This window comes from Pseudomonas sp. Sample_23 (genome assembly GCF_004307595.1).
Lineage (GTDB): Bacteria > Pseudomonadota > Gammaproteobacteria > Pseudomonadales > Pseudomonadaceae > Aquipseudomonas > Aquipseudomonas atacamensis.
Genome location: NZ_RCNX01000053.1, coordinates 100426 through 122906, shown reverse-complemented (window position 1 = coordinate 122906; position 22481 = coordinate 100426). Strand labels below are relative to the sequence as shown.

Annotated in this window: 21 protein-coding genes; 11 read left to right on the top strand and 10 right to left on the bottom strand. The window is 60.1% G+C overall.

Annotated elements, in window-relative coordinates; genetic code table 11:
• Window positions 1-57 precede the first annotated feature (57 nt).
• On the top strand, window positions 58-507 hold the full coding sequence (locus tag D8U82_RS15005; RefSeq protein WP_125925460.1) for a cytochrome c: 450 nt from the start codon (window positions 58-60) through the stop codon (window positions 505-507).
• A gap of 165 nt (window positions 508-672) precedes the next feature.
• Here the strand turns inward: D8U82_RS15005 and D8U82_RS15000 are convergent, their stop codons facing one another.
• The 4 genes from D8U82_RS15000 to D8U82_RS14985 form a co-directional block, all read right to left on the bottom strand.
• Window positions 673-1068, bottom strand: a complete 396-nt coding sequence (locus tag D8U82_RS15000) for a DUF1090 domain-containing protein (RefSeq protein ID WP_016772779.1) — start codon at window positions 1066-1068, stop codon at window positions 673-675.
• A 97-nt stretch (window positions 1069-1165) separates the two neighbouring features.
• Window positions 1166-2842: an NAD-dependent DNA ligase LigB gene (gene ligB / locus D8U82_RS14995; RefSeq protein WP_130902440.1), complete on the bottom strand. Its 1677-nt coding sequence runs from the start codon at window positions 2840-2842 to the stop codon at window positions 1166-1168.
• A gap of 221 nt (window positions 2843-3063) precedes the next feature.
• Window positions 3064-4254: a methionine adenosyltransferase gene (gene metK, locus D8U82_RS14990; RefSeq protein ID WP_024014624.1), complete on the bottom strand. Its 1191-nt coding sequence runs from the start codon at window positions 4252-4254 to the stop codon at window positions 3064-3066.
• An 18-nt stretch (window positions 4255-4272) separates the two neighbouring features.
• Window positions 4273-5268 (bottom strand): metalloregulator ArsR/SmtB family transcription factor, encoded by a 996-nt coding sequence (locus D8U82_RS14985; protein ID WP_016772782.1) that lies wholly within the window; start codon window positions 5266-5268, stop codon window positions 4273-4275.
• Window positions 5269-5527: 259 nt separating this feature from the next.
• Here D8U82_RS14985 and tkt point away from each other — a divergent pair, with 259 nt between their 5' ends.
• The 6 genes from tkt (at window position 5528) to fba (ending at window position 11879) form a co-directional block, all read left to right on the top strand.
• Entirely contained in the window at window positions 5528-7525 is a 1998-nt protein-coding gene (gene tkt / locus D8U82_RS14980; protein WP_024014622.1) for a transketolase, read from the top strand.
• Between the two features lie 151 nt (window positions 7526-7676).
• Entirely contained in the window at window positions 7677-8729 is a 1053-nt protein-coding gene (gene epd, locus D8U82_RS14970) for an erythrose-4-phosphate dehydrogenase (RefSeq protein ID WP_024014621.1), read from the top strand.
• 12 nt (window positions 8730-8741) lie between these two features.
• Entirely contained in the window at window positions 8742-9905 is a 1164-nt protein-coding gene (locus tag D8U82_RS14965; protein WP_024014620.1) for a phosphoglycerate kinase, read from the top strand.
• A gap of 34 nt (window positions 9906-9939) precedes the next feature.
• A complete protein-coding gene (locus D8U82_RS14960; protein ID WP_016772786.1) occupies window positions 9940-10161 on the top strand; it encodes a hypothetical protein in 222 nt (73 codons plus the stop codon).
• Between the two features lie 57 nt (window positions 10162-10218).
• Complete coding sequence (locus tag D8U82_RS14955) at window positions 10219-10551, top strand: MliC family protein (protein WP_123443784.1); 333 nt, start codon at window positions 10219-10221, stop codon at window positions 10549-10551.
• Between the two features lie 263 nt (window positions 10552-10814).
• On the top strand, window positions 10815-11879 hold the full coding sequence (gene fba / locus D8U82_RS14950) for a class II fructose-bisphosphate aldolase (protein WP_008081027.1): 1065 nt from the start codon (window positions 10815-10817) through the stop codon (window positions 11877-11879).
• A 60-nt stretch (window positions 11880-11939) separates the two neighbouring features.
• On the opposite strand, the gene D8U82_RS14945 is transcribed toward fba, so the two are convergent.
• The 3 genes from D8U82_RS14945 to D8U82_RS14935 all read right to left on the bottom strand — a co-directional run bounded on the left by D8U82_RS14945 (window position 11940) and on the right by D8U82_RS14935 (window position 13900).
• A complete protein-coding gene (locus D8U82_RS14945) occupies window positions 11940-12191 on the bottom strand; it encodes a helix-turn-helix domain-containing protein (RefSeq protein WP_125916620.1) in 252 nt (83 codons plus the stop codon).
• A 221-nt stretch (window positions 12192-12412) separates the two neighbouring features.
• A complete protein-coding gene (locus D8U82_RS14940; protein WP_125925464.1) occupies window positions 12413-12775 on the bottom strand; it encodes a DUF6124 family protein in 363 nt (120 codons plus the stop codon).
• A gap of 456 nt (window positions 12776-13231) precedes the next feature.
• On the bottom strand, window positions 13232-13900 hold the full coding sequence (locus tag D8U82_RS14935; RefSeq protein WP_016772792.1) for a polysaccharide lyase family 7 protein: 669 nt from the start codon (window positions 13898-13900) through the stop codon (window positions 13232-13234).
• Window positions 13901-14212: 312 nt separating this feature from the next.
• Between D8U82_RS14935 and D8U82_RS14930 the strand changes: the two genes are divergently transcribed.
• From D8U82_RS14930 to D8U82_RS14920, 3 genes are read left to right on the top strand one after another with little or no spacing between them, the layout of a single operon-like run.
• Entirely contained in the window at window positions 14213-16336 is a 2124-nt protein-coding gene (locus D8U82_RS14930; protein WP_130902439.1) for an EAL domain-containing protein, read from the top strand.
• Between the two features lie 44 nt (window positions 16337-16380).
• Window positions 16381-16875, top strand: coding sequence for a M48 family metallopeptidase (locus D8U82_RS14925; protein ID WP_038861199.1), 495 nt, complete (start codon window positions 16381-16383; stop codon window positions 16873-16875).
• A gap of 18 nt (window positions 16876-16893) precedes the next feature.
• Window positions 16894-17190, top strand: coding sequence for a winged helix-turn-helix domain-containing protein (locus D8U82_RS14920; RefSeq protein ID WP_130902438.1), 297 nt, complete (start codon window positions 16894-16896; stop codon window positions 17188-17190).
• A 96-nt stretch (window positions 17191-17286) separates the two neighbouring features.
• On the opposite strand, the gene D8U82_RS14915 is transcribed toward D8U82_RS14920, so the two are convergent.
• Window positions 17287-17739 (bottom strand): GNAT family N-acetyltransferase, encoded by a 453-nt coding sequence (locus D8U82_RS14915; RefSeq protein WP_125925465.1) that lies wholly within the window; start codon window positions 17737-17739, stop codon window positions 17287-17289.
• A gap of 255 nt (window positions 17740-17994) precedes the next feature.
• Between D8U82_RS14915 and D8U82_RS14910 the strand changes: the two genes are divergently transcribed.
• A complete protein-coding gene (locus tag D8U82_RS14910) occupies window positions 17995-18732 on the top strand; it encodes a transporter substrate-binding domain-containing protein (RefSeq protein ID WP_024014615.1) in 738 nt (245 codons plus the stop codon).
• A gap of 111 nt (window positions 18733-18843) precedes the next feature.
• On the opposite strand, the gene yccS is transcribed toward D8U82_RS14910, so the two are convergent.
• Together yccS and D8U82_RS14900 are read right to left on the bottom strand one after the other, a co-directional pair.
• The gene (yccS, locus tag D8U82_RS14905) at window positions 18844-21036 is read right to left on the bottom strand and encodes a YccS family putative transporter (protein WP_130888284.1); all 2193 of its coding nucleotides are present in this window, start codon (window positions 21034-21036) and stop codon (window positions 18844-18846) included.
• Between the two features lie 230 nt (window positions 21037-21266).
• A complete protein-coding gene (locus tag D8U82_RS14900) occupies window positions 21267-22445 on the bottom strand; it encodes an NAD(P)/FAD-dependent oxidoreductase (protein WP_130902437.1) in 1179 nt (392 codons plus the stop codon).
• Window positions 22446-22481 lie beyond the last annotated feature (36 nt).

The window sequence follows — 22481 nt, the reverse complement described above, 5'->3', positions numbered from 1 at the left end:
GGTGTTTGGCGGTGAGCCGAGGATACTGGCCGCCGATTTCCGCGACCTGAAGCCACCATGACTCTGAAACCCATTGCTGTTGTATTGCTGGCCTGCCTGACCTTGTCCGCCTGTGGCGGTGTCGACCCGAATTCGCCGCTGGGTCAACGCAAGGCCATCTTCAAGCAGATGCTCAAGACCAGCGAAGACCTCGGCGGCATGTTGCGTGGGCGCATCGCCTTCGACGGGCCGAAATTCGCCGAGGGCGCGGTCAGACTTGATGAGTTGGCCCATGAGCCGTGGAAGCATTTTCCGCAGGTGCGCGAGGAAGATCACACCAGCGCCAAAGATGATGTCTGGCAGAAACAGGCGCGTTTTCAGGAACTGGCCCGCGCCCTCGAGACAGCCACCGGTGAATTGGTGGTCGCCAGTCAGGTTCAGCCGTACAAGGCCAGCAATCTTGGGCCGGCAGTGCAGAAAGTTGAAGATGCCTGCAGTGCTTGCCATAAAGAGTTTCGCGATCATTGATTCCTGAAGCTGCTGAGTACCTTGTGGCGAGGGGATTTATCCCCGATGGGCTGCGAAGCAGCCCCAAAACCATACAGCCGAGTTTTTTCAGTCGGACCCGACCAGCCGAATTTGCGACCGCTTCGCCGTCGGACGGGGATAAATCCCCTCCCCAAAGGGCTTCGGTTACTTATCGATCTCGTCCAGCGCTTCCTGCAGTTCCTTGCGCGACTCGGCGAGCTTTTCCTTGCGCTTGTTGATCTTCTCCGGATCGCCCTTCTTCATGGCCTTGTCGAGGTCCGCCTGACGCTGGCTCACCTCATGCTTGGCCTCAAGCACTTTGTTCTCACGTTCTTTTTTCAGCCCGGCGTCGGTGCAGTGTTCATTGACTTCACGCAGTGCGGTTTCCAGGCCTGCCTGCTGCTCCATGTTGCCGCGCGACTTGGCCTGTTCGATCTGATTGATGATGCCCTGCTTCTTGGCAGCGCAACCGGTCAGGCCCGGGCCGTCTTCTTCGGCCATGACCGGGGCGGCCATGACGCCGCAAAGAGTAAGCAGGGCGAGCGGTGCGAGAAATTTCATAAAAGCTCCATGTGCAAAGGCAATCGGGGTGGGAGGGCACTGCGCTGTTGGAGCGTCTGGCCGGCCGTTGGGTTCCCGCCGGGCGGGGATTGCAGGTTCAGAAGCCGTCGATTCCGGCGGCTTTCAGGGTTTCACTCAAAGCCAGTACCTGCGGGTCGCGAAAGAATGCGCTCAGTTGCGCCGCGCGTCCCGGGCCGATGCCGGCTTCTGCCTGCCATTGTTCAGTGTCGCGTTGTGCCAGGGCCTGCCACGAATCGTCCAGTTGTGCCTGTCCGGTCGGCGGCATGCCCAGCGCTTTCAACCATCGAGCGAACGGCTGTTGCCGCGCGCCCTCAAAACTCTGGATCAAACGTGCGCTGCTGCGCTCGCCGAGGCCGGCAATGTTAGCAAGCTCTGACGCATCGAGGGTCAGCCAATCCAGCAGGTGTTTCAGACGGCCTGTTTCCAAAAGTTTCTCCCAGGTGCCGCGACCGACATGCTGCATGGCCAGGCCCTGCTTGCCACTGAGCCAGGTCAGACGCGCGAGAAACTGGCTTTCACACCCCGGCGTCGGCTGCCAGCAGCTCAGGGCGTGGTAATCGCCGGCATCGGGAATGCTGATGTCTGCCCGTTCGCTGGTGCGCAGCACGACACTGTCGAGGCGCGGAATGGTCAGCCCGGCCAGACTGATTGCCACCTGATCGCCGGGACGGATGTCGAGGGTTTGCCAGCGCTTGAGCGAGCTGACGCTGACCCGTTTGATCTCGCGGTCATCGAGTCTGACGGGCAGCAGTTCCAGCACCGGCGTGATCCGCCCGGTGCGGCCGATCTTGAAACTGACCTTGCGCACTTCGGCCAATGCCTGGGCGAACGGGTATTTCCAGGCGATCGCCCAATACGGCGCGCGAGCCTGCCAGCGTTCGGCAGGTGGCCGTTGGCTCTGACGCAGCACCACGCCGTCGCTGGCAAAGGGCAGTGGCGAGCGATACCAGTGTTCACGCCATTTTTGCGCGTCCTCGAATCGGTTGATGGGCTGTGTATAGGTTTCGGTTGCAGCGAATCCCAATGCCTGGAGTTCGGACAATCTCTCCGGCAGCCGCACAGGACCTTGCGGCCAGTCCCAGACAAACAGGCCGATCCCGGCGGCCTGTTCAACATCGAGTGTTTTACGTCCCATCATCCCGGCGATGGTGGCGCGGGCATTGACGCTGCCGGACTGTGATTGAACATGGGCGTTCAGGCGCCAATAGAGTTCGCCCTGTACCAGCAGATCCCGTGGCTGCCTCAACCGTTGCGGAATGGCTGCGATCCTGCGCGCGGAGGCGGTCCAGTCCTGGCCGTTGACCCCGTCACCGCGACTGATCGCCTGCTGCAATATTCCCTGGCGGTAGATCAGCGTGACAGCCACGCCGTCGACCTTGGGCTGCACCCAGACGTTCTGGCGATCGCGTAACCAGTGGGCGACGTCTTCGGCTTTGTGCAGCTTGTCCAGACCGGTGTGGGCGATGGGGTGGGTGACCGGGCCGGACGCGGTGTGCAACGGCTGCGGGGATGAGGGTTGATTGAAACAGGCTTGCCATTCTTTCAGCCGCAGCCGGGACTGGTCATAGAGTTCGTCGCTGATCAATGAACGGCCTTCGCGGTGATAGGCGTCGTCCCATTGGTCGATCTGGTTTTGCAGGGTGGTGATTTCGCGTTGGGCTTGGGAAAGATCCCAGTTCGGGCAGTTGGCTTGGCTGACAAGGGTGATGAGTGCCAGCAGGAAGGCCAGCAACAGGCGCAGTGTGAAGAGCATTGTGAGCGTCCTTGCTCGGGGGGTGATGCTTGAAGGGTAGGTGAGGATCTGAAGAACGTTGCGCGGCTTTTTTGCGAACTGTTTCGGGGCAGGGGAGCTGGTGTTGCCGGGGCGGGCGCCTTCGCGAGCAGGCTCGCTCCCACACGGATCCCAAGAATCTGTCAGGCATGAAAAAGCCCCGCACGGCGCAAACCGTGCGGGGCTTTCATGCAGCCAGGGTATTACAGGCCAGCGGCAGAACGCAGGGCGTCGGCGCGGTCGGTTTTTTCCCAGGTGAACGTGGTGAAGCTGTCTTCGCCAACGGTCTTGGTCTGCGGCGCACGACCGAAGTGGCCGTAGGCTGCGGTTTCCTGGTACATCGGGTGCAGCAGGTCGAGCATGGTGGTGATTGCGTATGGACGCAGGTCGAACACTTCACGCACCAGTTTGATGATCTTGTCATCGCTGATCTTGCCGGTGCCGAAGGTGTTCAGCGAGATCGACGTAGGCTGGGCCACACCGATCGCGTAGGAAACCTGAATCTCGCAACGCTCGGCCAGGCCGGCCGCAACGATGTTCTTGGCCACGTAACGGCCAGCGTAGGCAGCCGAACGGTCAACCTTCGATGGATCCTTGCCGGAGAACGCGCCGCCGCCGTGACGGGCCATGCCGCCGTAGCTGTCGACAATGATCTTGCGGCCGGTCAGACCGCAGTCACCTACCGGGCCGCCAATGATGAACTGGCCGGTCGGGTTGATGTGGAACTGGGTGTCCTTGCTCAGCAGTTCGGCAGGCAGTACGTGCTTGACGATCAGCTCCATCACGCCTTCGCGCAGGTCTTTGTACGACACTTCCGGGTTGTGCTGGGTCGACAGCACCACAGCGTCGATGCCGACAACCTTGCCGCCTTCGTAACGGCAGGTCACTTGCGACTTGGCATCCGGACGCAGCCAAGGCAGCAGGCCCGACTTGCGTGCTTCAGCCTGACGCTGCACCAGCTGGTGCGAGAAGGTGATCGGTGCTGGCATCAAAACGTCTGTTTCGTTGCTGGCGTAGCCGAACATCAGGCCCTGGTCGCCGGCGCCCTGATCTTCAGGCTTGGCACGGTCAACACCCTGATTGATGTCGGGGGACTGCTTGCCGATGATGTTCATCACGCCGCAGGTGGCGCCGTCGAAGCCGACTTCGGAGCTGGTGTAGCCGATGTCGCAAATCACGTCACGAACGATCTGCTCCAGGTCGACCCAGGCGCTGGTGGTCACTTCACCGGCAACGATGGCCACGCCGGTCTTGACCAGGGTTTCCACAGCCACGCGAGCATGTTTGTCCTGGGCAATAATGGCGTCCAGCACCGCATCGGAAATCTGGTCGGCGATTTTGTCCGGATGTCCTTCAGACACGGACTCGGAGGTGAAGAGGGAGTATTCGCTCATCTCGATGTTTTCCTGAATTTACCGATGGTGAGTGTCGCCAGCCGGTCGCTGAAAGTGGCGAACCTGGATCTGGAAACCATTACGTAAGCCTACATAGAGGCTTTCCCCGGGAACGAGTCCCGCAGCGGTGGCCCAACGGGCCAGATCGTCCTGTTCAAACCCCAACCAGAGATCACCGCAGGCCTCCCTGGCCCAACTCTGGTTGTGGCTACATAACTCTGTCACGAGCAGGCTACCGCCCGGTTGCAGCAAGTCGGCCATGTGCCTGAGCGCATCGGCCGGGGCGGCGAAATGGTGCAGGACCATGTTCAACACCACGCAATCGGCTTGAAGGCTTGTGCCGTTCAATGCATCGGCCAATTGCAGGCTGACGTTAGCCAGCTGTTCACGTTCACATACCTGACGCGCCAGTTCGAGCATCGCCGGGCTGTTGTCCAGCGCGGTTACGGTGCCGAAGCGACGGGCCAGTTCCGGCAGAAAAGCACCATCGCCGGGGCCGACTTCAATGGCCGTGGCTGCACCATCGAAGTTCAGTTTGTCGAGCAGGGCCAGCACGCTGTCACGGTACTGCGGCAGGCCTGCGATCAAGTCCTGCTGGGCACGGAATTTTTCCGCGACCCGAGCGAAAAAGTCCCGGCTGGCGGCGGCACGCTGACCATGAACCTGCTCGATGCGTGCTTGCACTTCATCAGGCAGATCCAGATCGTCGACTTCTTCCAACAACGCCGCGTGCAGCTTGCCGCCGAGCAATCCACTGTGGGGCAGGGCGCGACGATAAAAAATTGCGTTGCCCTCACGGCGTGTCGCCACCAGGTCGGCTTGCGCCAGCACCTTGAGGTGATGGCTCATGCCCGACTGGCCGATGCCGAAAATCTGCGCCAGCTCCAGCACGCCAAACGAATCGTTGGCCAGCGCGCGCAATACATTCAGCCGCAGCGGATCGCCGCCGGCCTTGCACAGGGCCGCCAGCTCGTCGCAATCGTCATGGCGAATGGAAGGCACGCGTAAGTTCATAGGGCTGGCAGTCTAGAGACGGGGGCAAGGCATCGCAAGGTCAATATCAAAAAGTTTTGATATTGCTCGATAAATGGCACTTCTCGGCGGACGGCAGTCTCTACAAACGAATAGCGGAAAGGTTTCACCAAGCGAAACCTGTGCTATCGATTGGAAAAACGCCTGCCGATGACTATCTGTCATTGCCCCGAGGCGCATGGGTGAGGGAAAATGCCCTCCTTTTTTCCGTTTCAGTCTATTCACACCCAGGAGATCAGCGATGCCTAGCCGTCGTGAGCGTGCCAACGCCATTCGTGCCCTCAGCATGGATGCCGTGCAAAAAGCCAACAGCGGCCATCCCGGTGCCCCTATGGGTATGGCAGATATTGCCGAAGTGCTGTGGCGCGACTACCTCAAGCACAACCCGAGCAACCCGTCGTTCGCCGACCGTGACCGCTTCGTGCTGTCCAACGGCCACGGCTCGATGTTGATCTACTCGCTGCTGCACCTGACCGGCTACGACCTGTCCATCGACGACCTCAAGCAGTTCCGTCAACTGCACAGCCGCACTCCAGGCCACCCGGAATTCGGTTACACCCCGGGCGTCGAAACCACCACCGGCCCGCTGGGTCAGGGTCTGGCCAACGCCGTCGGTTTCGCTCTGGCTGAAAAAGTCATGGGCGCGCAGTTCAACCGTCCCGGCCACAACATCGTTGACCACCACACCTACGTGTTCCTCGGTGATGGCTGCATGATGGAAGGCATTTCCCACGAAGTCGCCTCCCTGGCCGGCACGCTGGGCCTGGGCAAGCTGATTGCCTTCTACGATGACAACGGCATTTCCATCGACGGTGAAGTCGAAGGCTGGTTCACCGATGACACGCCGAAGCGTTTCGAAGCCTACAACTGGCAGGTGATCCGCAACGTCGACGGCCACGATCCGGAAGAGATCAAGACCGCCATCGAAACTGCGCGCAAGAGCGCTCAACCGACGCTGATCTGCTGCAAGACCACCATCGGTTTCGGTTCGCCGAACAAGCAGGGCAAGGAAGATTGCCACGGCGCCCCACTGGGTGACGCGGAAATCGCCCTGACCCGTCAGGCGCTGAACTGGAACCACGGCCCGTTCGAAATCCCGGCCGAGATCTATGCCGAGTGGGACGCCAAAGAAGCTGGCCGCGCGGTCGAAGCCGAGTGGGATCAGCGTTTCGCCGCCTACTCCGCTGCGTTCCCGACTGAAGCCAACGAGCTGATCCGTCGTCTGAGCGGCGAACTGCCGGCCGACTTCTCGGAAAAAGCCTCGGCCTATATCGCCGAAGTCGCGGCCAAGGGCGAAACCATCGCCAGCCGTAAAGCCAGCCAGAACACCCTCAACGCCTTCGGCCCGCTGCTGCCGGAAATGCTCGGCGGTTCGGCTGACCTCGCCGGCTCCAACCTGACCCTGTGGAAAGGCTGCAAAGGCGTCAGCGCTGAAGATGCCAGCGGCAACTACATGTACTACGGCGTGCGCGAGTTCGGCATGACCGCGATCATGAACGGCGTCGCCCTGCACGGCGGTCTGGTGCCTTACGGCGCGACCTTCCTGATGTTCATGGAATACGCGCGCAACGCCGTACGCATGTCGGCTTTGATGAAGAAACGCGTGATCCACGTCTACACCCACGACTCCATCGGTTTGGGCGAAGACGGCCCGACGCACCAGCCGATCGAGCAACTGACCAGCCTGCGCAGCACGCCGAACCTCGATACCTGGCGTCCAGCCGACGCCGTGGAATCGGCGGTGGCCTGGAAAAACGCGCTGGAGCGCAAGGACGGCCCTTCGGCGCTGATCTTCTCCCGGCAGAATCTGCAACATCAGGAACGCGACGCTGGCCAGATTGCCAACATCAGCCGTGGCGGTTATGTGCTCAAGGATTGCGCAGGCGAGCCTGAGCTGATCCTGATCGCCACCGGTTCGGAAGTCGGTCTGGCGGTTCAAGCCTTCGACAAACTGACCGAGCAGGGCCGCAAGGTTCGCGTGGTCTCGATGCCTTGCACCAGCGCGTTTGATGCTCAGGATGCGGAGTACAAGCAATCGGTTCTGCCGTTGCAGGTCAGCGCACGTATCGCCATCGAAGCGGCCCACGCCGATTTCTGGTTCAAGTACGTGGGTCTGGAAGGTCGCGTTATCGGCATGACCACCTACGGTGAGTCGGCGCCGGCTTCGGCATTGTTCGAAGAGTTCGGTTTTACCCTGGAAAACATCTTGGGTCAGGCTGAAGAGCTGCTGGAAGACTAAATCTGACAGTTGTGTTGTCCGGGCTGACGCCTTCGCGAGCAGGCTCGCTCCCACAGGGAAATGCATTCCAATGTGGGAGCGAGCCTGCTCGCGAAAGCGTTGGTTCAGGCAATATCGCACTGCATGATTCACCACGGTAATCGAGAACCCCATGCCTCAACCGCGTCCCTACAAAGTTGCACTCAACGGCTACGGCCGCATTGGTCGTTGCGTCTTGCGGGCGTTGTTCGAGCGCGGCGCGAAGGCCGGGTTTGAAATTGTCGCGATCAACGATCTGGCCGACATGGCCAGCATCGAATACCTGACACGCTTCGACTCCACCCACGGCCGCTTTCCCGGCGAAGTGCGGGTTGAGGGCGATTGTCTGCATATCAATGGCGACTGCGTGAAGGTCCTGCGCAGTGCCACCCCTGAAGGTATCGATTGGGCGTCGCTAGGCGTCGATCTGGTGCTGGAATGCTCCGGCGCTTACCACACCCGTGCCGATGGCCAACGATTTCTCGATGCCGGCGCGCCGCGCGTGCTGTTCTCGCAGCCGATGGCCAGCGAAGCGGATGTCGACGCCACCATCGTCTACGGCGTCAATCAGGACTGCCTGACCGGCGATGAACTGCTGGTGTCCAACGCCTCGTGCACCACCAACTGCGGCGTGCCGCTGCTGCGTCTGCTCGATCAGGCGATCGGTCTGGATTACGTGTCGATCACCACCATTCACTCGGCAATGAACGATCAGCCGGTGATCGACGCCTATCATGACGAAGACCTGCGCCGCACGCGTTCGGCGTTCCAGTCGGTGATCCCGGTGTCCACTGGTCTGGCGCGTGGTATCGAGCGCCTGCTGCCGGAACTTGCCGGACGAATTCAGGCCAAAGCCGTGCGCGTGCCGACAGTCAACGTGTCCTGCCTCGACATCACGATGCAGACCGCCACCGCGACTGACGCCAATGAGGTCAACCGGATCCTGCGCGAAGCCGCCACCAGCGGCCCGCTCAAAGGCCTTTTGGCCTACACCGAGTTGCCGCACGCCAGCTGTGATTTCAACCATGACCCACATTCGGCCATCGTCGATGCCAGTCAGACCCGTGTTTCCGGCCCCAAACTGGTGAACATCCTGGCCTGGTTCGACAACGAATGGGGTTTTGCCAACCGAATGCTGGACGTTGCAGACCACTATCTGCAAACAGCAACTTCAAAAAAACCGTAGGAAGTGCGACCCATGACCGTGTTGAAGATGTCCGACCTCGATCTGCAAGGTAAGCGCGTATTGATCCGCGAAGACCTCAACGTCCCCGTCAAGGACGGTGTTGTCACCAGCGACGCGCGCATCCTGGCTTCGCTGCCGACCATCAAGCTGGCCCTGGAAAAAGGCGCGGCAGTGATGGTCTGCTCGCACCTGGGCCGTCCTACCGAAGGCGAGTTCTCCGCCGAAAACAGCCTGAAACCTGTCGCCGACTACCTGAGCAAAGCGCTCGGGCGCGAAGTGCCGCTGGTGGCTGATTACCTCGGTGGTGTTGAAGTCAAGGCTGGCGACATCGTGCTGTTCGAAAACGTGCGCTTCAACAAGGGCGAGAAAAAGAACGCCGACGATCTGGCCCAGCAATACGCGGCCCTGTGCGACGTGTTCGTGATGGACGCTTTCGGTACTGCTCACCGCGCCGAAGGTTCGACCCATGGCGTCGCCAAGTTCGCCAAAGTCGCCGCTGCCGGCCCGTTGCTGGCCGCTGAACTGGACGCACTGGGCAAAGCCCTGGGCTCACCGGCCAAGCCAATGGCGGCCATTGTTGCCGGCTCCAAGGTCTCGACCAAACTCGACGTACTCAACAGCCTGAGCCAGATCTGCGATCAACTGATCGTCGGTGGCGGCATCGCCAACACCTTCCTCGCTGCCGCCGGTCACCCGGTCGGCAAATCGCTGTACGAACCGGACCTGCTCGACACCGCCCGTGAAATCGCGGCGAAAGTCAGCGTGCCGTTGCCGGTTGACGTCGTGGTCGCCAAGGAATTTGCCGAAAGCGCTGAAGCGACTGTGAAGCTGATCGCTGATGTTGCGGCTGACGACATGATTCTCGACATCGGCCCGCAAACCGCGGCCAATTTCGCCGAGCTGCTGAAGTCGTCGAAAACCATTCTGTGGAACGGCCCGGTCGGCGTGTTCGAGTTCGATCAGTTCGGCAACGGCACCAAAGTGCTGGCCCAGGCCATTGCCGAAAGCTCGGCATTCTCCATTGCCGGCGGTGGCGACACCTTGGCGGCGATCGATAAATATGGCGTGGCTGAGCAGATCTCCTACATTTCCACCGGTGGTGGCGCGTTCCTCGAATTCGTCGAGGGCAAGGTGCTGCCTGCCGTTGAAGTCCTGGAAAGCCGGGCCAAGGCCTGAGGCCGCCCGTTTGGCCAGGCAAAGGAGTGTTCACATGGTCAAGTCGTTAGCGCTGTTGTTGCTGACCGGTACGCTGGCGGCCTGCGGGAGCACCCCGAAGGCTGACGCGACGCCAGCACCGAGCGAACCGCAGAAGGGCTGTTATCAAGCCGACTGGCAGGCCGAAACCAACCCGGTGCTGAACAAGCGCTCGGGTCCGGACGGCCTGGACAAATACGAGACGCAAACCCCGGTCAAGGAACATGGTTGTCCTTGACGGGTCTGACTCTTTAACTCAGGGCTGGCGGCATGCGTCGTCAGTCGAGGAACACGGATGAAAGGCTTGATCGCCATTGCGGCGTTGGCATTGTTGGGTGGTTGCGCGCAGTTGAGCCTGTTTCAGTCGTCGGCCCCGGCAGACGACTGGACGACCTGGACCTGCGACAGTCAGGCCAAGGTGTTGTGGCGTTACGCCGATGCCGGACAGAAGGAAGTCGACGTTCGCCTCGGCGGCGGTGATCAGGTCTATCGCCTGAAAGAAGAGCCGGGCGCCTCTGGCACGCTGTACAGCGATGGCATGCTGGCGTTTCACGTCAAGGGTGACGAGGGCCTGGTGTACTGGGTCGCCACCAATGACCTCATTGGCCGTGGTTGCAAGGCCGAGTAACACGATTGAATTGGTGTACAGAGATCCAAATGTGGGAGCGAGCCTGCTCGCGAAAGCAATCTTGCCGTCGATGATGCAGTGTCTGTCAGACCGCTTTCGCGAGCAGGCTCGCTCCCACAGGGATTCTCTGTTGTTCACACAGTTTTGGTAACACCGAATCACCAGACCGGGCCTCAACCCCCGATCTGCATTAACTTGAATAGCCGCCGCCGCTCCGGCAGGCTGGCACGATCAACGACCCTCAACCGGGAGAGACACACACAATGGCACTTATCAGCATGCGCCAGATGCTGGACCACGCAGCCGAGTTCGGCTACGGCGTTCCAGCCTTCAACGTCAACAACCTTGAGCAGATGCGCGCCATCATGGAAGCCGCTGACAAGACTGACTCCCCGGTGATCGTCCAGGCTTCGGCCGGCGCCCGCAAATACGCCGGCGCGCCATTCCTGCGTCACTTGATCCTGGCGGCGATCGAAGAATTCCCGCACATCCCGGTGTGCATGCACCAGGACCACGGCACCAGCCCTGACGTCTGCCAGCGTTCGATTCAACTGGGCTTCAGCTCGGTGATGATGGACGGCTCGCTGGGCGAAGACGGCAAGACCCCGACGGACTACGACTACAACGTCCGCGTCACCCAACAAACCGTCGCCATGGCCCACGCCTGCGGCGTTTCGGTAGAAGGCGAGCTGGGTTGCCTGGGTTCGCTGGAAACCGGCATGGCCGGTGAAGAAGACGGCATCGGCGCCGAAGGCGTTCTGGATCACAGCCAGATGCTGACCGACCCGGAAGAAGCCGCTGACTTCGTCAAACGCACCCAGGTCGATGCCCTGGCCATCGCCATCGGCACCAGCCACGGCGCCTACAAGTTCACCAAGCCACCGACCGGTGACGTGCTGGCGATCGACCGCATCAAGGAAATCCACAAGCGCATCCCTAACACCCACCTGGTGATGCACGGTTCGTCCTCCGTGCCACAAGAGTGGCTGGCGATCATCAACCAGTACGGCGGCGACATCAAAGAAACCTACGGCGTCCCGGTTGAAGAAATCGTCGAAGGCATCAAGCACGGCGTGCGAAAGGTCAACATCGACACCGACCTGCGCTTGGCATCGACCGGTGCGATGCGTCGCCTGATGGCCACCAACCCAAGCGAGTTCGACCCACGTAAATTCTTCGGCGCCACCGTGACAGCAATGCGCGATGTATGTATCGCTCGTTATGAAGCGTTCGGTACTGCCGGTAATGCCTCGAAGATCAAACCGATCTCGCTGGAAGCGATGTACCAGCGTTATCTGAAGGGTGAGTTGAACGCCAAGGTCAACTGAGCCTGAGTGTTGAGCTGATTAAAAAGAAACCCGCCGAGGCGGGTTTCTTTGTGGGCGTAGTTAAACAAATATTTCCGCTACCTCTTCAAGCGTGGGCATGACTGCTGGACTGACGGTGAGCTCGCAATCCAGAGCGGCAATAACACGTGCATAGGCGTTCATGTCCACAGAAAGGGTGCCTTTCTCTATAGCGATGACTTTGTTTCGCGTCACTCTCGCGAGCTCGGCGAGTTGCGCTTGCGTTAGTCCGCGCTCCCTACGCCTTATGCGTAATTGGGCGGCGAGGCGGCTCATTAATAGAACGTAATCCATGCACTGTCTCTGTAACTTTCAAAGTTAAATGTGGCGTAAACGCTACATTTGCTCACTATAAGTCCGCTCGCACGCGTATGCGTCTACTCAATCTCTCAGACCCTTTTTCCACGCTGCTGGCGCCGCCTTCTCCAGACTGCACTTCACAGGGCACAGCTAGCTGAATGGCACCTGTAAGGGAAGTTTGGAAGATTTTCCGACGAAGAGTCCTTTATCAGTGATTACTCCTTCAGTTCAACGTGATCCAGTGCCTGATTTACTGCCAGTTCACCGAGCATGACGACCTGCGCGATCCCCAGCGCAGTTTTGCGATGCGAGTGGTCGAGCATCGCGGCGAAGTTGTTGAGCATGACGCTGGCTGAGCCCAAGGTTTCGCTGGCGTTGGCCAGCAGGGATTCGGTGTTGTATTTCGGGTTTGCGAAGTACATGGGCTCGGGTTCGTTGGTGCTAGCCATGATAAGGGCGGCGGGATTGAGGTAGTGGTCGAGGGCGCGTTCGGCGGCGTCGTTGAGTTTTTTTGAGTCGAGGGATTCGTATGGCGAGGCCGGGTCGGTGGCCGGCGGATGTGGAGTTGATTTAGTCATTTGCTCGAAACCTGATTGGAGTGCCTCCGCTCTGGCTACTAATCAAAGTGGAGGCAACTGTACGCAGGTTAGTAGACCGGGGTTTCGAGCAAGCCGGCGCACCCGAAGGTGCCCTGCGCACAGCTGCCATCAAGCGCAGGAATCGAAATCCCCGACTGACAGATGCTTGTGCATCACGCTTGAAACCGCGGGCTACTAAACCCGATCACCGGGAATCAGTGACACGAATCAAGTTACCGATGGCCCGCCAGGCGCACAAGCCGGCGAATTCTGGCGTAGTGGTAGGCAACGACGCAAGCTGTTGTAGGCATCCGGAAGTAACCGCTGACAGCTCTAAACAGCGCTGTTTAAAGGTAGGAGCTGCCGAAGGCTGCGATCTTTTGATTCTGTCTTTTTAGAATCAAAAACAAGATCAAAAGATCGCAGCCTCCGGCAGCTCCTACAGTAGGATTTGCGCTACTTGTCGTGATCAATATCCAGTTTGGTAAACGTCACCTGCCCACCTTCGCTGGTATACCCGGTGTTGTCCTGCACATACACCCCAGCCTTGAAATACAGCGGCTTGTCGCGCCAGGTCGCGCTGATCTGTGAGTCCCATTGATACCCCGCCGCACTTACGCCCAGTGCGCCGCCGGGACTTAGGTGGATCAGGTAGTTGAATTCACGATCAAGCTTGACGCCGGTGGCGAGGGTGATGACGCGGCTTTCGGCGTCGTCCGGGCGCATGCGCACTTTGATCACCAGATTGCCGGTCTGGGTTTTTTCCTTGTACTGGTATTCCAGCTTGACCATCGGCCGCTGGCTCTCGTACGCGTGGATCTGGCCGATGACGATCTTGCCCGAGCTCGGCACCTTGTTCACCGCGAGGGTGGCGCGCAGCAGGTTGTCGGCGTCCGGGTAGTACCAGTTGCGCAGGGTGCCGTTGCTATAGGTTTCGCGCAGTTCGGTACGCGGGTAGATGGCGTTTTCGGTTTTCGAGCCAGTCACCGGGGACCAGAAGAACAGGGTGCCGGTGTCGGAATGGAAGTACTGATCCTTGAAGCCATCCACCAGTTTTGAGGTTTCGACGGTGTACGGCGGGCTGCCAACAGGAACGCTGAGGTTCCAGGTTGCGAGGTCGATCATGACGGTTCTTCCAATCAATTCATCCGGAACGCCGGTGCCAGAAGCTCTAGCCCGCGCGTTTTCGGGCGTCTTTATAAGCGTAGCGGCAATTTTTGTTAATGCCCGCCCGGCGATTACTTGACGTCAAAGTCCTGTCGAAATGCCATCCCGCCCGGTTTTCGGGGGCTGTAGCGGTGACCGTTAGTCGGCTGGGTTGAGCATTGTTTAAATGATGGCGGGATGACAGCTTCTGCTTTCACCGATCCGCGTCTAGAGTGAAGGCTCAGTACGTCTATGGTTTTGCCGGCAACCGGTCCCGATAAGAGAAGCAGCATGGAATGCGCGCAACCCCAGCCAGGTGAAGGCAGCTCGGTCCTTTTGATCGTCGATGATTACCCCGAAAATCTGATCAGCATGCGCGCGTTGCTGCAGCGTCAGGATTGGCACGTGATGACCGCCGCCTCGGGTTTCGAGGCGCTGAACCTTTTGCTCGAACACGACATCGACCTGGTCCTGCTCGATGTGCAGATGCCCGGCATGGACGGTTTCGAGGTCGCACGGTTGATGCGCGGCAGTCAGCGTACGCGCCTGACACCGATCATTTTCCTCACCGCCAACGAGCAATCCCAGGACGCCGTGATCAAGGGCTATGCCAGCGGCGCGGTGGATTACCTGTTCAAGCCGTTCGATCCGCAAATCCTCAAGCCCAAGGTCCAGGCGCTGCTCGAGCACCAGCGCAATCGCCGTGCCCTGCAACGCCTCAGTCATGACCTGGAAGTGGCGCGCGCCTTCAATGCCTCGGTGCTGGACAACGCCGCCGAAGGCATTCTGGTGTTGAGCGAGGACGGCGTGATCCGCTTTGCCAACCCGGCGATTTCGCGACTGCTCAATGCGCCGGTGAAGGATCTGGAAGGCAAGGAGTTTCTCGATTTCCTGCAGAAGCCACACATTCCCCTGTGGGCCGATTCCGAGTTCTACGCCGGTTACCAGCGCGGTGAAACCCTGCGCCTGCATGATGCGTTGCTGCGCACGGCGCCCGGGCAGCAAGTGCCGGTGGCATTGTCCTGCGCGCCGCTGCCCTCGGAGCAGCACGCGATGGTGGTGACGGTGCTGGACATGTCGGTGGTGCGTCACTTGCACCAGCAACTGGAATTCCAGGCGGTAACCGATCCGCTGACCGGGCTGCTCAACCGGCGCGGGTTCTACCAGACCGTGGAAAACCTGTTGTTGCGCGGGGAACGCAGCGACAGCAGCTGGGTGCTGCTCTACCTCGATCTCGATGGCTTCAAACGGGTCAATGATTCCCTCGGCCATGACGCCGGCGACCGCGTGTTGCGCTGGGTTTCCGAGCAACTGAAGGCGTGCCTGCGGCCGTTCGATATTCTCGCGCGCATGGGCGGCGATGAATTCACCGCGCTGCTGGATCTGGAGTTTCCCGAGCAAGCAGCGAAGGTTGCTGAAAAACTCATCGAACGGGTGTCGGTGTGTCAGCAGATCGAAGGTCTGGATATCGTTCTCGGCGCCAGTATCGGCATTGCCACTTATCCCGATTGCGGGCGCAATCTCGACGGCTTGCTGCGCGCATCGGACATCGCTATGTACGAGGCCAAGCGCGCCGGGCGCCAGCAATATCGCTTCTACGATCACGAAATGAACGGTCGCGCACGCTCGCGTCTGATGCTTGAAGACAGTGTGCGCGAGGCCATCGAGAATCGTGATTTCAATCTGGTCTATCAGCCGCAAGTGGCGATCGGCAGCGGACAGATCCGTGGGTTCGAAGCGTTGCTGCGCTGGCAGCATCCGAGCGTCGGCGATGTGCCGCCGGGGTTGTTTCTGCCGTTGCTGGAAGAGGCGCGCTTGATCAGTCGCCTCGGCAGCTGGATCTATCACCGTGGCGCCGGCCAGCGCAAAGCCTGGGAAACCTTGTTCGCCGAAGATCTGGTGCTCGGCGTGAGCCTGAGCAACACCCAGTTCGGCCTGCCGAATCTGGTCACTGAATTGCGTCAAGTCATGGAACGCCATGCGTTGCAACCGCGGCAACTGGAAGTCGAGGTCACTGAAGAAGCGTTGATGCAAAACCCGGACGAAACCCGCAAGCAACTGCGGCTGCTGCGTCATCTCGGGGTGCGCGTGGCGCTGGATGATTTTGGTTCGGGGCCGTGCTCGCTGGCGCATCTGCGCGATCTCGAACTGGATACGCTGAAACTCGACCGCCACTTGATCGCGCGCTTGCCGGACTCGCCACGTGATGCGGCGCTGGTGCGCATGGTCATCGATCTGTGCAAGCAATACGGTCTGCTGGTGATTGCCGAAGGAGTGGAAACCCTCGAGCAATATCAGTGGCTGCAAACCCATGGTTGCGAATACGTGCAGGGCTTCCTCGTCGCGCGGCCGTTGATCGCCGAAGACGCGGTCAGCTTCGTTGAACCGTTTGACTGGAGCGCGTTGCCCGGTTGAATTCGCTACACTGGCGGACCTTTTTCGAACCGCGTCGCTCGTCCATGACTGTGTTGAAGTACCTCCAGGCCTACCCCGCACAATTGCAGGATCAGGTGCGCCAACTGATTGCCGAAGGGCGCCTGGGTGAATACCTGAATCAGCGCTATTCAGGGCGACACGACGTGCAGAGCGACAAGGCCTTGTACAGCTACGCGCTGGATCTCAAGCAGCAGTACATGCGCAATGCGCCGGCCATCGACAAAGTGCTGTTCGACAACCGCCTCGACCTGACGCACCGCGCGCTCGGTCTGCACACCACGGTGTCGCGGGTGCAGGGCGGCAAGCTCAAGGCCAACAAGGAAATCCGCATCGCCGCGCTGTTCAAGGACGCCGCGCCGGATTTTCTGAAGATGATCGTGGTGCACGAGCTGGCGCACTTCAAGGAATCGGATCACAACAAGGCGTTCTATAAACTGTGCGAGCACATGCTGCCGGGGTATCACCAGATCGAGTTCGATCTGCGTGTGTACCTGACGTGGCGGGATATGCAGGCTTGACCAATCAGGAAGGTGTGGATGGACGTCAGCAAGACCAAGAGCAGTTTCTATCGCCGTTTGTACGTGGCTTATCTGATCGATAGCGGCCTGGCGCCGAGTGTGCCGACGCTGACCGAAGTCACCGGCATGCCGCGACGCACGGCGCAGGACACGATTGCCGCGCTGGCCGATCTGGACATCATCTGTGAGTTCGAGCAGGAAGAGGGCGCGCGCAATCATGCCGGGCGCTATCGGATTCGTGAGTGGGGAGCGATTGATTGCGGCTGGATCGAGCGCAATTTGCGGCAGATAAAGGCAGTGCTTGAATACCCCTGATTCCTGCGCCGACGGTTCTGACGCCTTCGCGAGCAGGCTCGCTCCCCCAATGGATATGCATTCCCTGTGGGAGCGAGCCTGCTCGCGAAAGGGCCTTCAGGACCGACGCATGCCGATGTGCGGAATGTCATCCTCCAGATATTCCTCGCCGACTGCGACAAACCCGTACCTGCCGTAATACCCCTGCAAGTGTGCCTGCGCCGACAGATAGATCGGCACCTGCGGCCAGTGCTTTTCGGCCTGCTTCAGCGCCTGTTCCATCATCGCGTGGCCCAACCCTTTGCCACGGCCGGCGGACGCGGTCACCACGCGGCCAATCACCACGTCGCCGCCCTGGGATTCCGGGTCGAGCAGGCGCAAATAAGCCATCAGCTGATCATCCTCCCAGCCCATCAGGTGATGGGTATCGCCCTCCAGATCCTGGCCGTCGAGGTCTGGATAAGCACATTTCTGTTCGACCACGAATACGTCAGAGCGCAGCTTCAACAGGGCATACAACTGCTCTTTGCCCAAATCGCGATGATGTTTGCAGATCCACTCGATTGTCATTTTTCGATTCCTTGACCATGTCGCCCGATACTAAGCGCAGCAGCGCCGTATGTCTGTATGGCGCAACAGTCTGTGATAAAGGTCAAAATGCCACTATTCCTTTCTCGCGCTGGCTGCGACTTTGTGTAATCTGCTCAAGAGCACTGTCCACTGGCTCCCATGAGCTAATGTTCAATGCTTGGGTTTTGCCGGTAAGGGGCCTTGGGTTTTGACGTGAAACCACGTCGGGCGGTTGCCCGCTGAGGATGTTCAAGCATGCTGCGATTGCTTCAAGCCGTTGCTTTGATCGGACTGCTGGTGCTCGGCCAGGATGTTGCGGCGCAGAAGCTGCGGCTGGCGTTCGATAATTGGCCGCCATTTACCGACGATGCACTGGTCAACGGTGGCCTGGCCACCGACATTGTCAGCACCGCACTGGCTCGCGCCGGTTATGCCAGCGGTTACGAACAAGTGCCGTGGGCGCGAGCATTGCTGGGGATTGGCGAGGGGCGTTACGACGTGCTGGTCAATGCCTGGTACAACGACGAACGCACGCAGATCGGTCAGTTTTCCGGTGAGTACCTGATCAATCGCATCCGCTTCCTCAAGCGTAAAGACGCACCCATTGAATACAACAGCCTCGAGCAACTGCACACCTATCCGATTGCGGTGGTGCGCGGGTACGCCTATTCCGCCCCGTTCGATGCCGACACGGCGATGCAGAAAGTGCCCGTGCACAACTTCGCCATGGGCGTGCGCATGCTCGCGGCGGATCGGGTCAAGCTGACCCTGGAGGATGAGTACGTGGCGAAGTATTACCTGGCCCGGGAATCGGCCAAGGTGCGCAATTCGGTGGAGTTTTTACCCAAGCCGTTGAGTGAGAACAGCCTGCATATTCTGGTCAGCCTGAAGAATCCGCAGCATGAGCAGATCGTCGCCGGGTTTGACCGGGCGATTGCAGCGATGAAGGCTGACGGGACTTATGAGAAGTTATTGCGGCGGCATGGAATGTGAAGGGTGATCCGGCATTTTCTTTGTGGCTGATGACCTCTTCGCGAGCAGGCTCGCTCCCACAATTTGAAATGCATACCCTGTGGGAGCGAGCCTGCTCGCGAACGCGTCGTCTCAGGCGCCGCTGATTTCGGCAGTGTCCTTGATCAAATGCGCCGCCAATGTCCGAAGCGGCCCCAACTGCCGGCAAATCAGCGCCAACTGCGTTTGCACCAACCGCTGCCCTTCATCGATTTCATCCGGCATCTGTTCCAGCTCATTGGCCAGCGCTTCTTCTTCATCACTCTGAATTGCAATCGGCTGCTTGCTCGCAAGGCCTTGAGCGATTTCGTCGATGCTGGTCGCCAGTTTCACCCCGGCGCCTTCGATCAGATGCTCGCGCACCTCCGCTGGCAACTGTGTTTCACGGTGCGCGCCGAGCCCCGACAAATAGCTGAGAAGGGTGTGCGACAGCACCAGGAAGCGGAAGCCGACATCCGCCTCCTTACGGAAATGCCCCGGTTCCATGAGCATGTTCGCCAGTGTCGTCGACAGCGCCGCGTCGGCGTTATGGGCGTTGCGGCGGGCCAGGCGATAGGCGAGGTCGTCGCTCTTGCCGGCGGCGTATTGCTGCATGATCTGGCGCAGGTAGATGCTGTTGCAGGTCAGGGTGTTGGCCAGCACTTTGTTCAGGCGCCGGCCCTGCCAGTCCGGCAGGAACAGGAACACCGCCAGACCCGCAATCAAACTGCCGAGCAAGGTATCGAACAGCCGTGGCAGGAACAGCCCGTAGCCGTCGCCGACCTGATTGAAGCAGAACAGCACCATGATGGTGATCGCCGCCGTCGCCAGGGTGTAGCGGGTGGTGCGGTTGGTAAAGAACACCACACCGGCAGCGATGGCGAAGCACGATTGCACCACCGGGTTGGGGAACAGATCGAACAGCGCCCACGCCACCGTCAGGCCAATGGCCGTGCCGATGATCCGCTGGCCGAGCTTACGCCGGGTGGCGCCGTAGTTCGGCTGGCAGACGAACAGCGTGGTGAGGATGATCCAGTAGCCTTGCGACGGGTGAATCAGGTGCACCATGCCGTAGCCGATGCTCAGTGCCAGCGGCAAGCGCAGGGCATGGCGGAACAGCAGCGAGGTCGGCGTCAGTTGCGTACGCAGGCGAATCCATACGTCCTTGAGATTGCGCGGTGAGCGGTCGAGCAGGCTGCTGTCGGTGGCGTCCGCCAGGGCATCGGGGTTGCTGGCATCGCTGAGCAGGCGGTCGAGGGTGCCGAGGTTGGCCGCCAGTGCGCGCAGCGAGCGCAGCAGGCCGCGCCATGCCGGGTTGCTCTGGATGCGCAAGTGTTCGAGGGAGGCATGCAGGTCGTTCAGGGCTTCGGCGAAACTGGCGTCATAGATGAACGGCTGGCGCATCTGGATGGATTCGGCCAAGGCCCGGCAGGCCTTGCCCTGCTGGCGCAGCAGGCGCTGGCAGCGGAACAGCACGTCGCTGTGGAAGAACGCCTCGGCCAGCGCGTTATACGGGTAGTGCGAAGAGCTGGCGCGTTCGTGAATATCCTGCGCGAGGAAGTACAGCTTCAGATAACGGCTGACTTTCGAGCCCGGTCGACCGTTGCCGACCCTGTGCAGGATGATTTCCTTGGCCGTGTTCAGGGCGGCGACCACCCGGCCATTCTGCTGCGCCAGTTCGAGCCGCCGGGCTTCGACATCCATCTGTCGGACCGGCTCGAACAGCGAGGATTTCAGCTTCAAGTACAGGCCCAGTTCACGGAACAGCCGCGCCAGACTCTGCTGCACCGGTTGATTGGAAAACAGCGCCTGCCACAGCACCGAGAGCAGGCCATACCACGCCGCGCCGGCGACCAGCAGCATCGGTTCATGCCAGAAATCGGTAACCGCGCCGCCGCGCTGATCGACGCCGATCATCGTGTACACCGAGAGAATCAGCGTCGCCGACGCGATCGCACCGTAACGCTCGCCCAGTGCGCCGAGCATGGTCAGGCCGAAACTGGCCAGCGCTAGGGCCACGGCGAAAATGATCGGGTAGGGGAAGAGCAATTCCACCGACAGCGCGGCGATGCTGAAACACACCAGTGTCACCGCCAGAGCGTTGAGACGACCTTGCCAACTGTCGTCGGTCTCGGCCAGGGCGCTGGCGATGATGCCGAGGAACAACGGGATCAGCAGGCCCATTTCATCCTGATACCAGCACAGCGCCATGCTGCCGGTCAGGGCGATGAATACCCGCACGCTGTAGCTGAATTTATCCAGCGCCCACAGGCGCCGCAAAGACTGACGAAACGAGGTCGAGGACATGAAGTGCGAAGGCCTTCCGAGGCGATGCCGCTAAATTGAGCCAGTAATGACGCCGACGCAATGGCGCCGAGCACATCTGACAGCAAAAAGTGTTCCTTTTACTTACACCACAAACCACTGTGGGAGCGAGCTTGCTCGCGAAAGCGGAGTGTCATTCAACATTGATGTCGACTGGTACACCGCATTCGCGAGCAGGCTCGCTCCCACAGGGTTTTGTATTTGGCCTTGAGTTAAACGTACTGCGCGGCGGCGTAACCAGAGGCCCAAGCCCACTGGAAATTGAAGCCGCCCAGGTGCCCGGTGACGTCGAGCACTTCACCAATGAAGTACAGGCCCGGGCTTTTCAGCGATTCCATTGTCTTGGACGACACCTCGCGGGTGTCGACGCCGCCCAGGGTCACCTCAGCCGTGCGATAGCCTTCAGTTCCCGCCGGCACAACCTTCCAGCTGCCGAGCTTCTCGGCAATCTCCGCCAGTTCAGCGTGGGTGTACTGCTTCATCGGTTTGGAGACAAACCAGTTGTCCGCCAGCAGATTGGCCATCTTCTTGGTGTAGATCTCGCCAAGCAAAGTCTTCAGCTCGCTGTTCGGACGCTCGGCGACTTGCTCTTGCAGCCAGCTCGCCGCGTCGTGATCCGGCAGCAGGTTGATTTCCACCGTGTCGCCAGGTTCCCAGAACGAAGAGATCTGCAGAATCGCCGGGCCGCTGAGGCCACGGTGAGTGAAGAGGATGTTCTCGCGAAAGCTCTGATCATTGCAGCTGACCAGACAATCCACCGACGTCCCGGACAATTCGGTGCAGAGTTCCTTAAGCTGATCGGTGATGGTGAACGGCACCAGACCGGCGCGGGTCGGCAGCAGTTCATGGCCGAACTGTTTGGCGACTTGATAACCGAAACCGGTAGCGCCGAGAGTCGGGATCGACAGGCCTCCGGTAGCGATCACCAGAGACTGGCACTGAACCTGACCGAGTGTGGTGTCGAGCAGATAACCGCTGTCGGTTTTTTCGATGGTCTGGATCGAGGTGTCCAGGTGCAGCTCGACGCCGGCCTGATCGCATTCATCAAGGAGCATGCCGAGGATGTCGCTGGATTTGTTATCGCAGAACAGCTGGCCGAGTTTCTTCTCGTGGTACGGCACGCCATGTTTGCCGACCAGACCGATGAAATCCCACTGGGTGTAACGCGCCAGCGCCGATTTGCAGAAATGCGGATTCTGCGAGAGGAAATTGCTCGGTTCGGTGTACATGTTGGTGAAATTGCAGCGGCCACCGCCGGACATGAGGATTTTCTTGCCGGCCTTGTTCGCGTGGTCGAGCAGCAACACCTGACGCCCGCGCCCGGCGGCGGTCAGGGCACACATCAAGCCGGCGGCGCCAGCGCCAATGATCACGACTTCGGTAGAGCGCAAAACGGTGTCCTCACACAATGATCGTTCCCACGCTCT

Coding starts and splice junctions, on each gene's coding strand:
- D8U82_RS14915 (WP_125925465.1), bottom strand. CDS start 17,739: ATGACAATCGAGTGGATCTGCAAACATCATCGCGATTTGGGCAAAGAG.
- epd (WP_024014621.1), top strand. CDS start 7,677: ATGCCTCAACCGCGTCCCTACAAAGTTGCACTCAACGGCTACGGCCGC.
- D8U82_RS14965 (WP_024014620.1), top strand. CDS start 8,742: ATGACCGTGTTGAAGATGTCCGACCTCGATCTGCAAGGTAAGCGCGTA.
- D8U82_RS14985 (WP_016772782.1), bottom strand. CDS start 5,268: ATGAACTTACGCGTGCCTTCCATTCGCCATGACGATTGCGACGAGCTG.
- metK (WP_024014624.1), bottom strand. CDS start 4,254: ATGAGCGAATACTCCCTCTTCACCTCCGAGTCCGTGTCTGAAGGACAT.
- D8U82_RS14930 (WP_130902439.1), top strand. CDS start 14,213: ATGGAATGCGCGCAACCCCAGCCAGGTGAAGGCAGCTCGGTCCTTTTG.
- D8U82_RS14945 (WP_125916620.1), bottom strand. CDS start 12,191: ATGGATTACGTTCTATTAATGAGCCGCCTCGCCGCCCAATTACGCATA.
- D8U82_RS14925 (WP_038861199.1), top strand. CDS start 16,381: ATGACTGTGTTGAAGTACCTCCAGGCCTACCCCGCACAATTGCAGGAT.
- ligB (WP_130902440.1), bottom strand. CDS start 2,842: ATGCTCTTCACACTGCGCCTGTTGCTGGCCTTCCTGCTGGCACTCATC.
- D8U82_RS14960 (WP_016772786.1), top strand. CDS start 9,940: ATGGTCAAGTCGTTAGCGCTGTTGTTGCTGACCGGTACGCTGGCGGCC.
- D8U82_RS14935 (WP_016772792.1), bottom strand. CDS start 13,900: ATGATCGACCTCGCAACCTGGAACCTCAGCGTTCCTGTTGGCAGCCCG.
- D8U82_RS14920 (WP_130902438.1), top strand. CDS start 16,894: ATGGACGTCAGCAAGACCAAGAGCAGTTTCTATCGCCGTTTGTACGTG.
- yccS (WP_130888284.1), bottom strand. CDS start 21,036: ATGTCCTCGACCTCGTTTCGTCAGTCTTTGCGGCGCCTGTGGGCGCTG.
- D8U82_RS14940 (WP_125925464.1), bottom strand. CDS start 12,775: ATGACTAAATCAACTCCACATCCGCCGGCCACCGACCCGGCCTCGCCA.
- D8U82_RS14910 (WP_024014615.1), top strand. CDS start 17,995: ATGCTGCGATTGCTTCAAGCCGTTGCTTTGATCGGACTGCTGGTGCTC.
- D8U82_RS15005 (WP_125925460.1), top strand. CDS start 58: ATGACTCTGAAACCCATTGCTGTTGTATTGCTGGCCTGCCTGACCTTG.
- D8U82_RS15000 (WP_016772779.1), bottom strand. CDS start 1,068: ATGAAATTTCTCGCACCGCTCGCCCTGCTTACTCTTTGCGGCGTCATG.
- tkt (WP_024014622.1), top strand. CDS start 5,528: ATGCCTAGCCGTCGTGAGCGTGCCAACGCCATTCGTGCCCTCAGCATG.
- fba (WP_008081027.1), top strand. CDS start 10,815: ATGGCACTTATCAGCATGCGCCAGATGCTGGACCACGCAGCCGAGTTC.
- D8U82_RS14955 (WP_123443784.1), top strand. CDS start 10,219: ATGAAAGGCTTGATCGCCATTGCGGCGTTGGCATTGTTGGGTGGTTGC.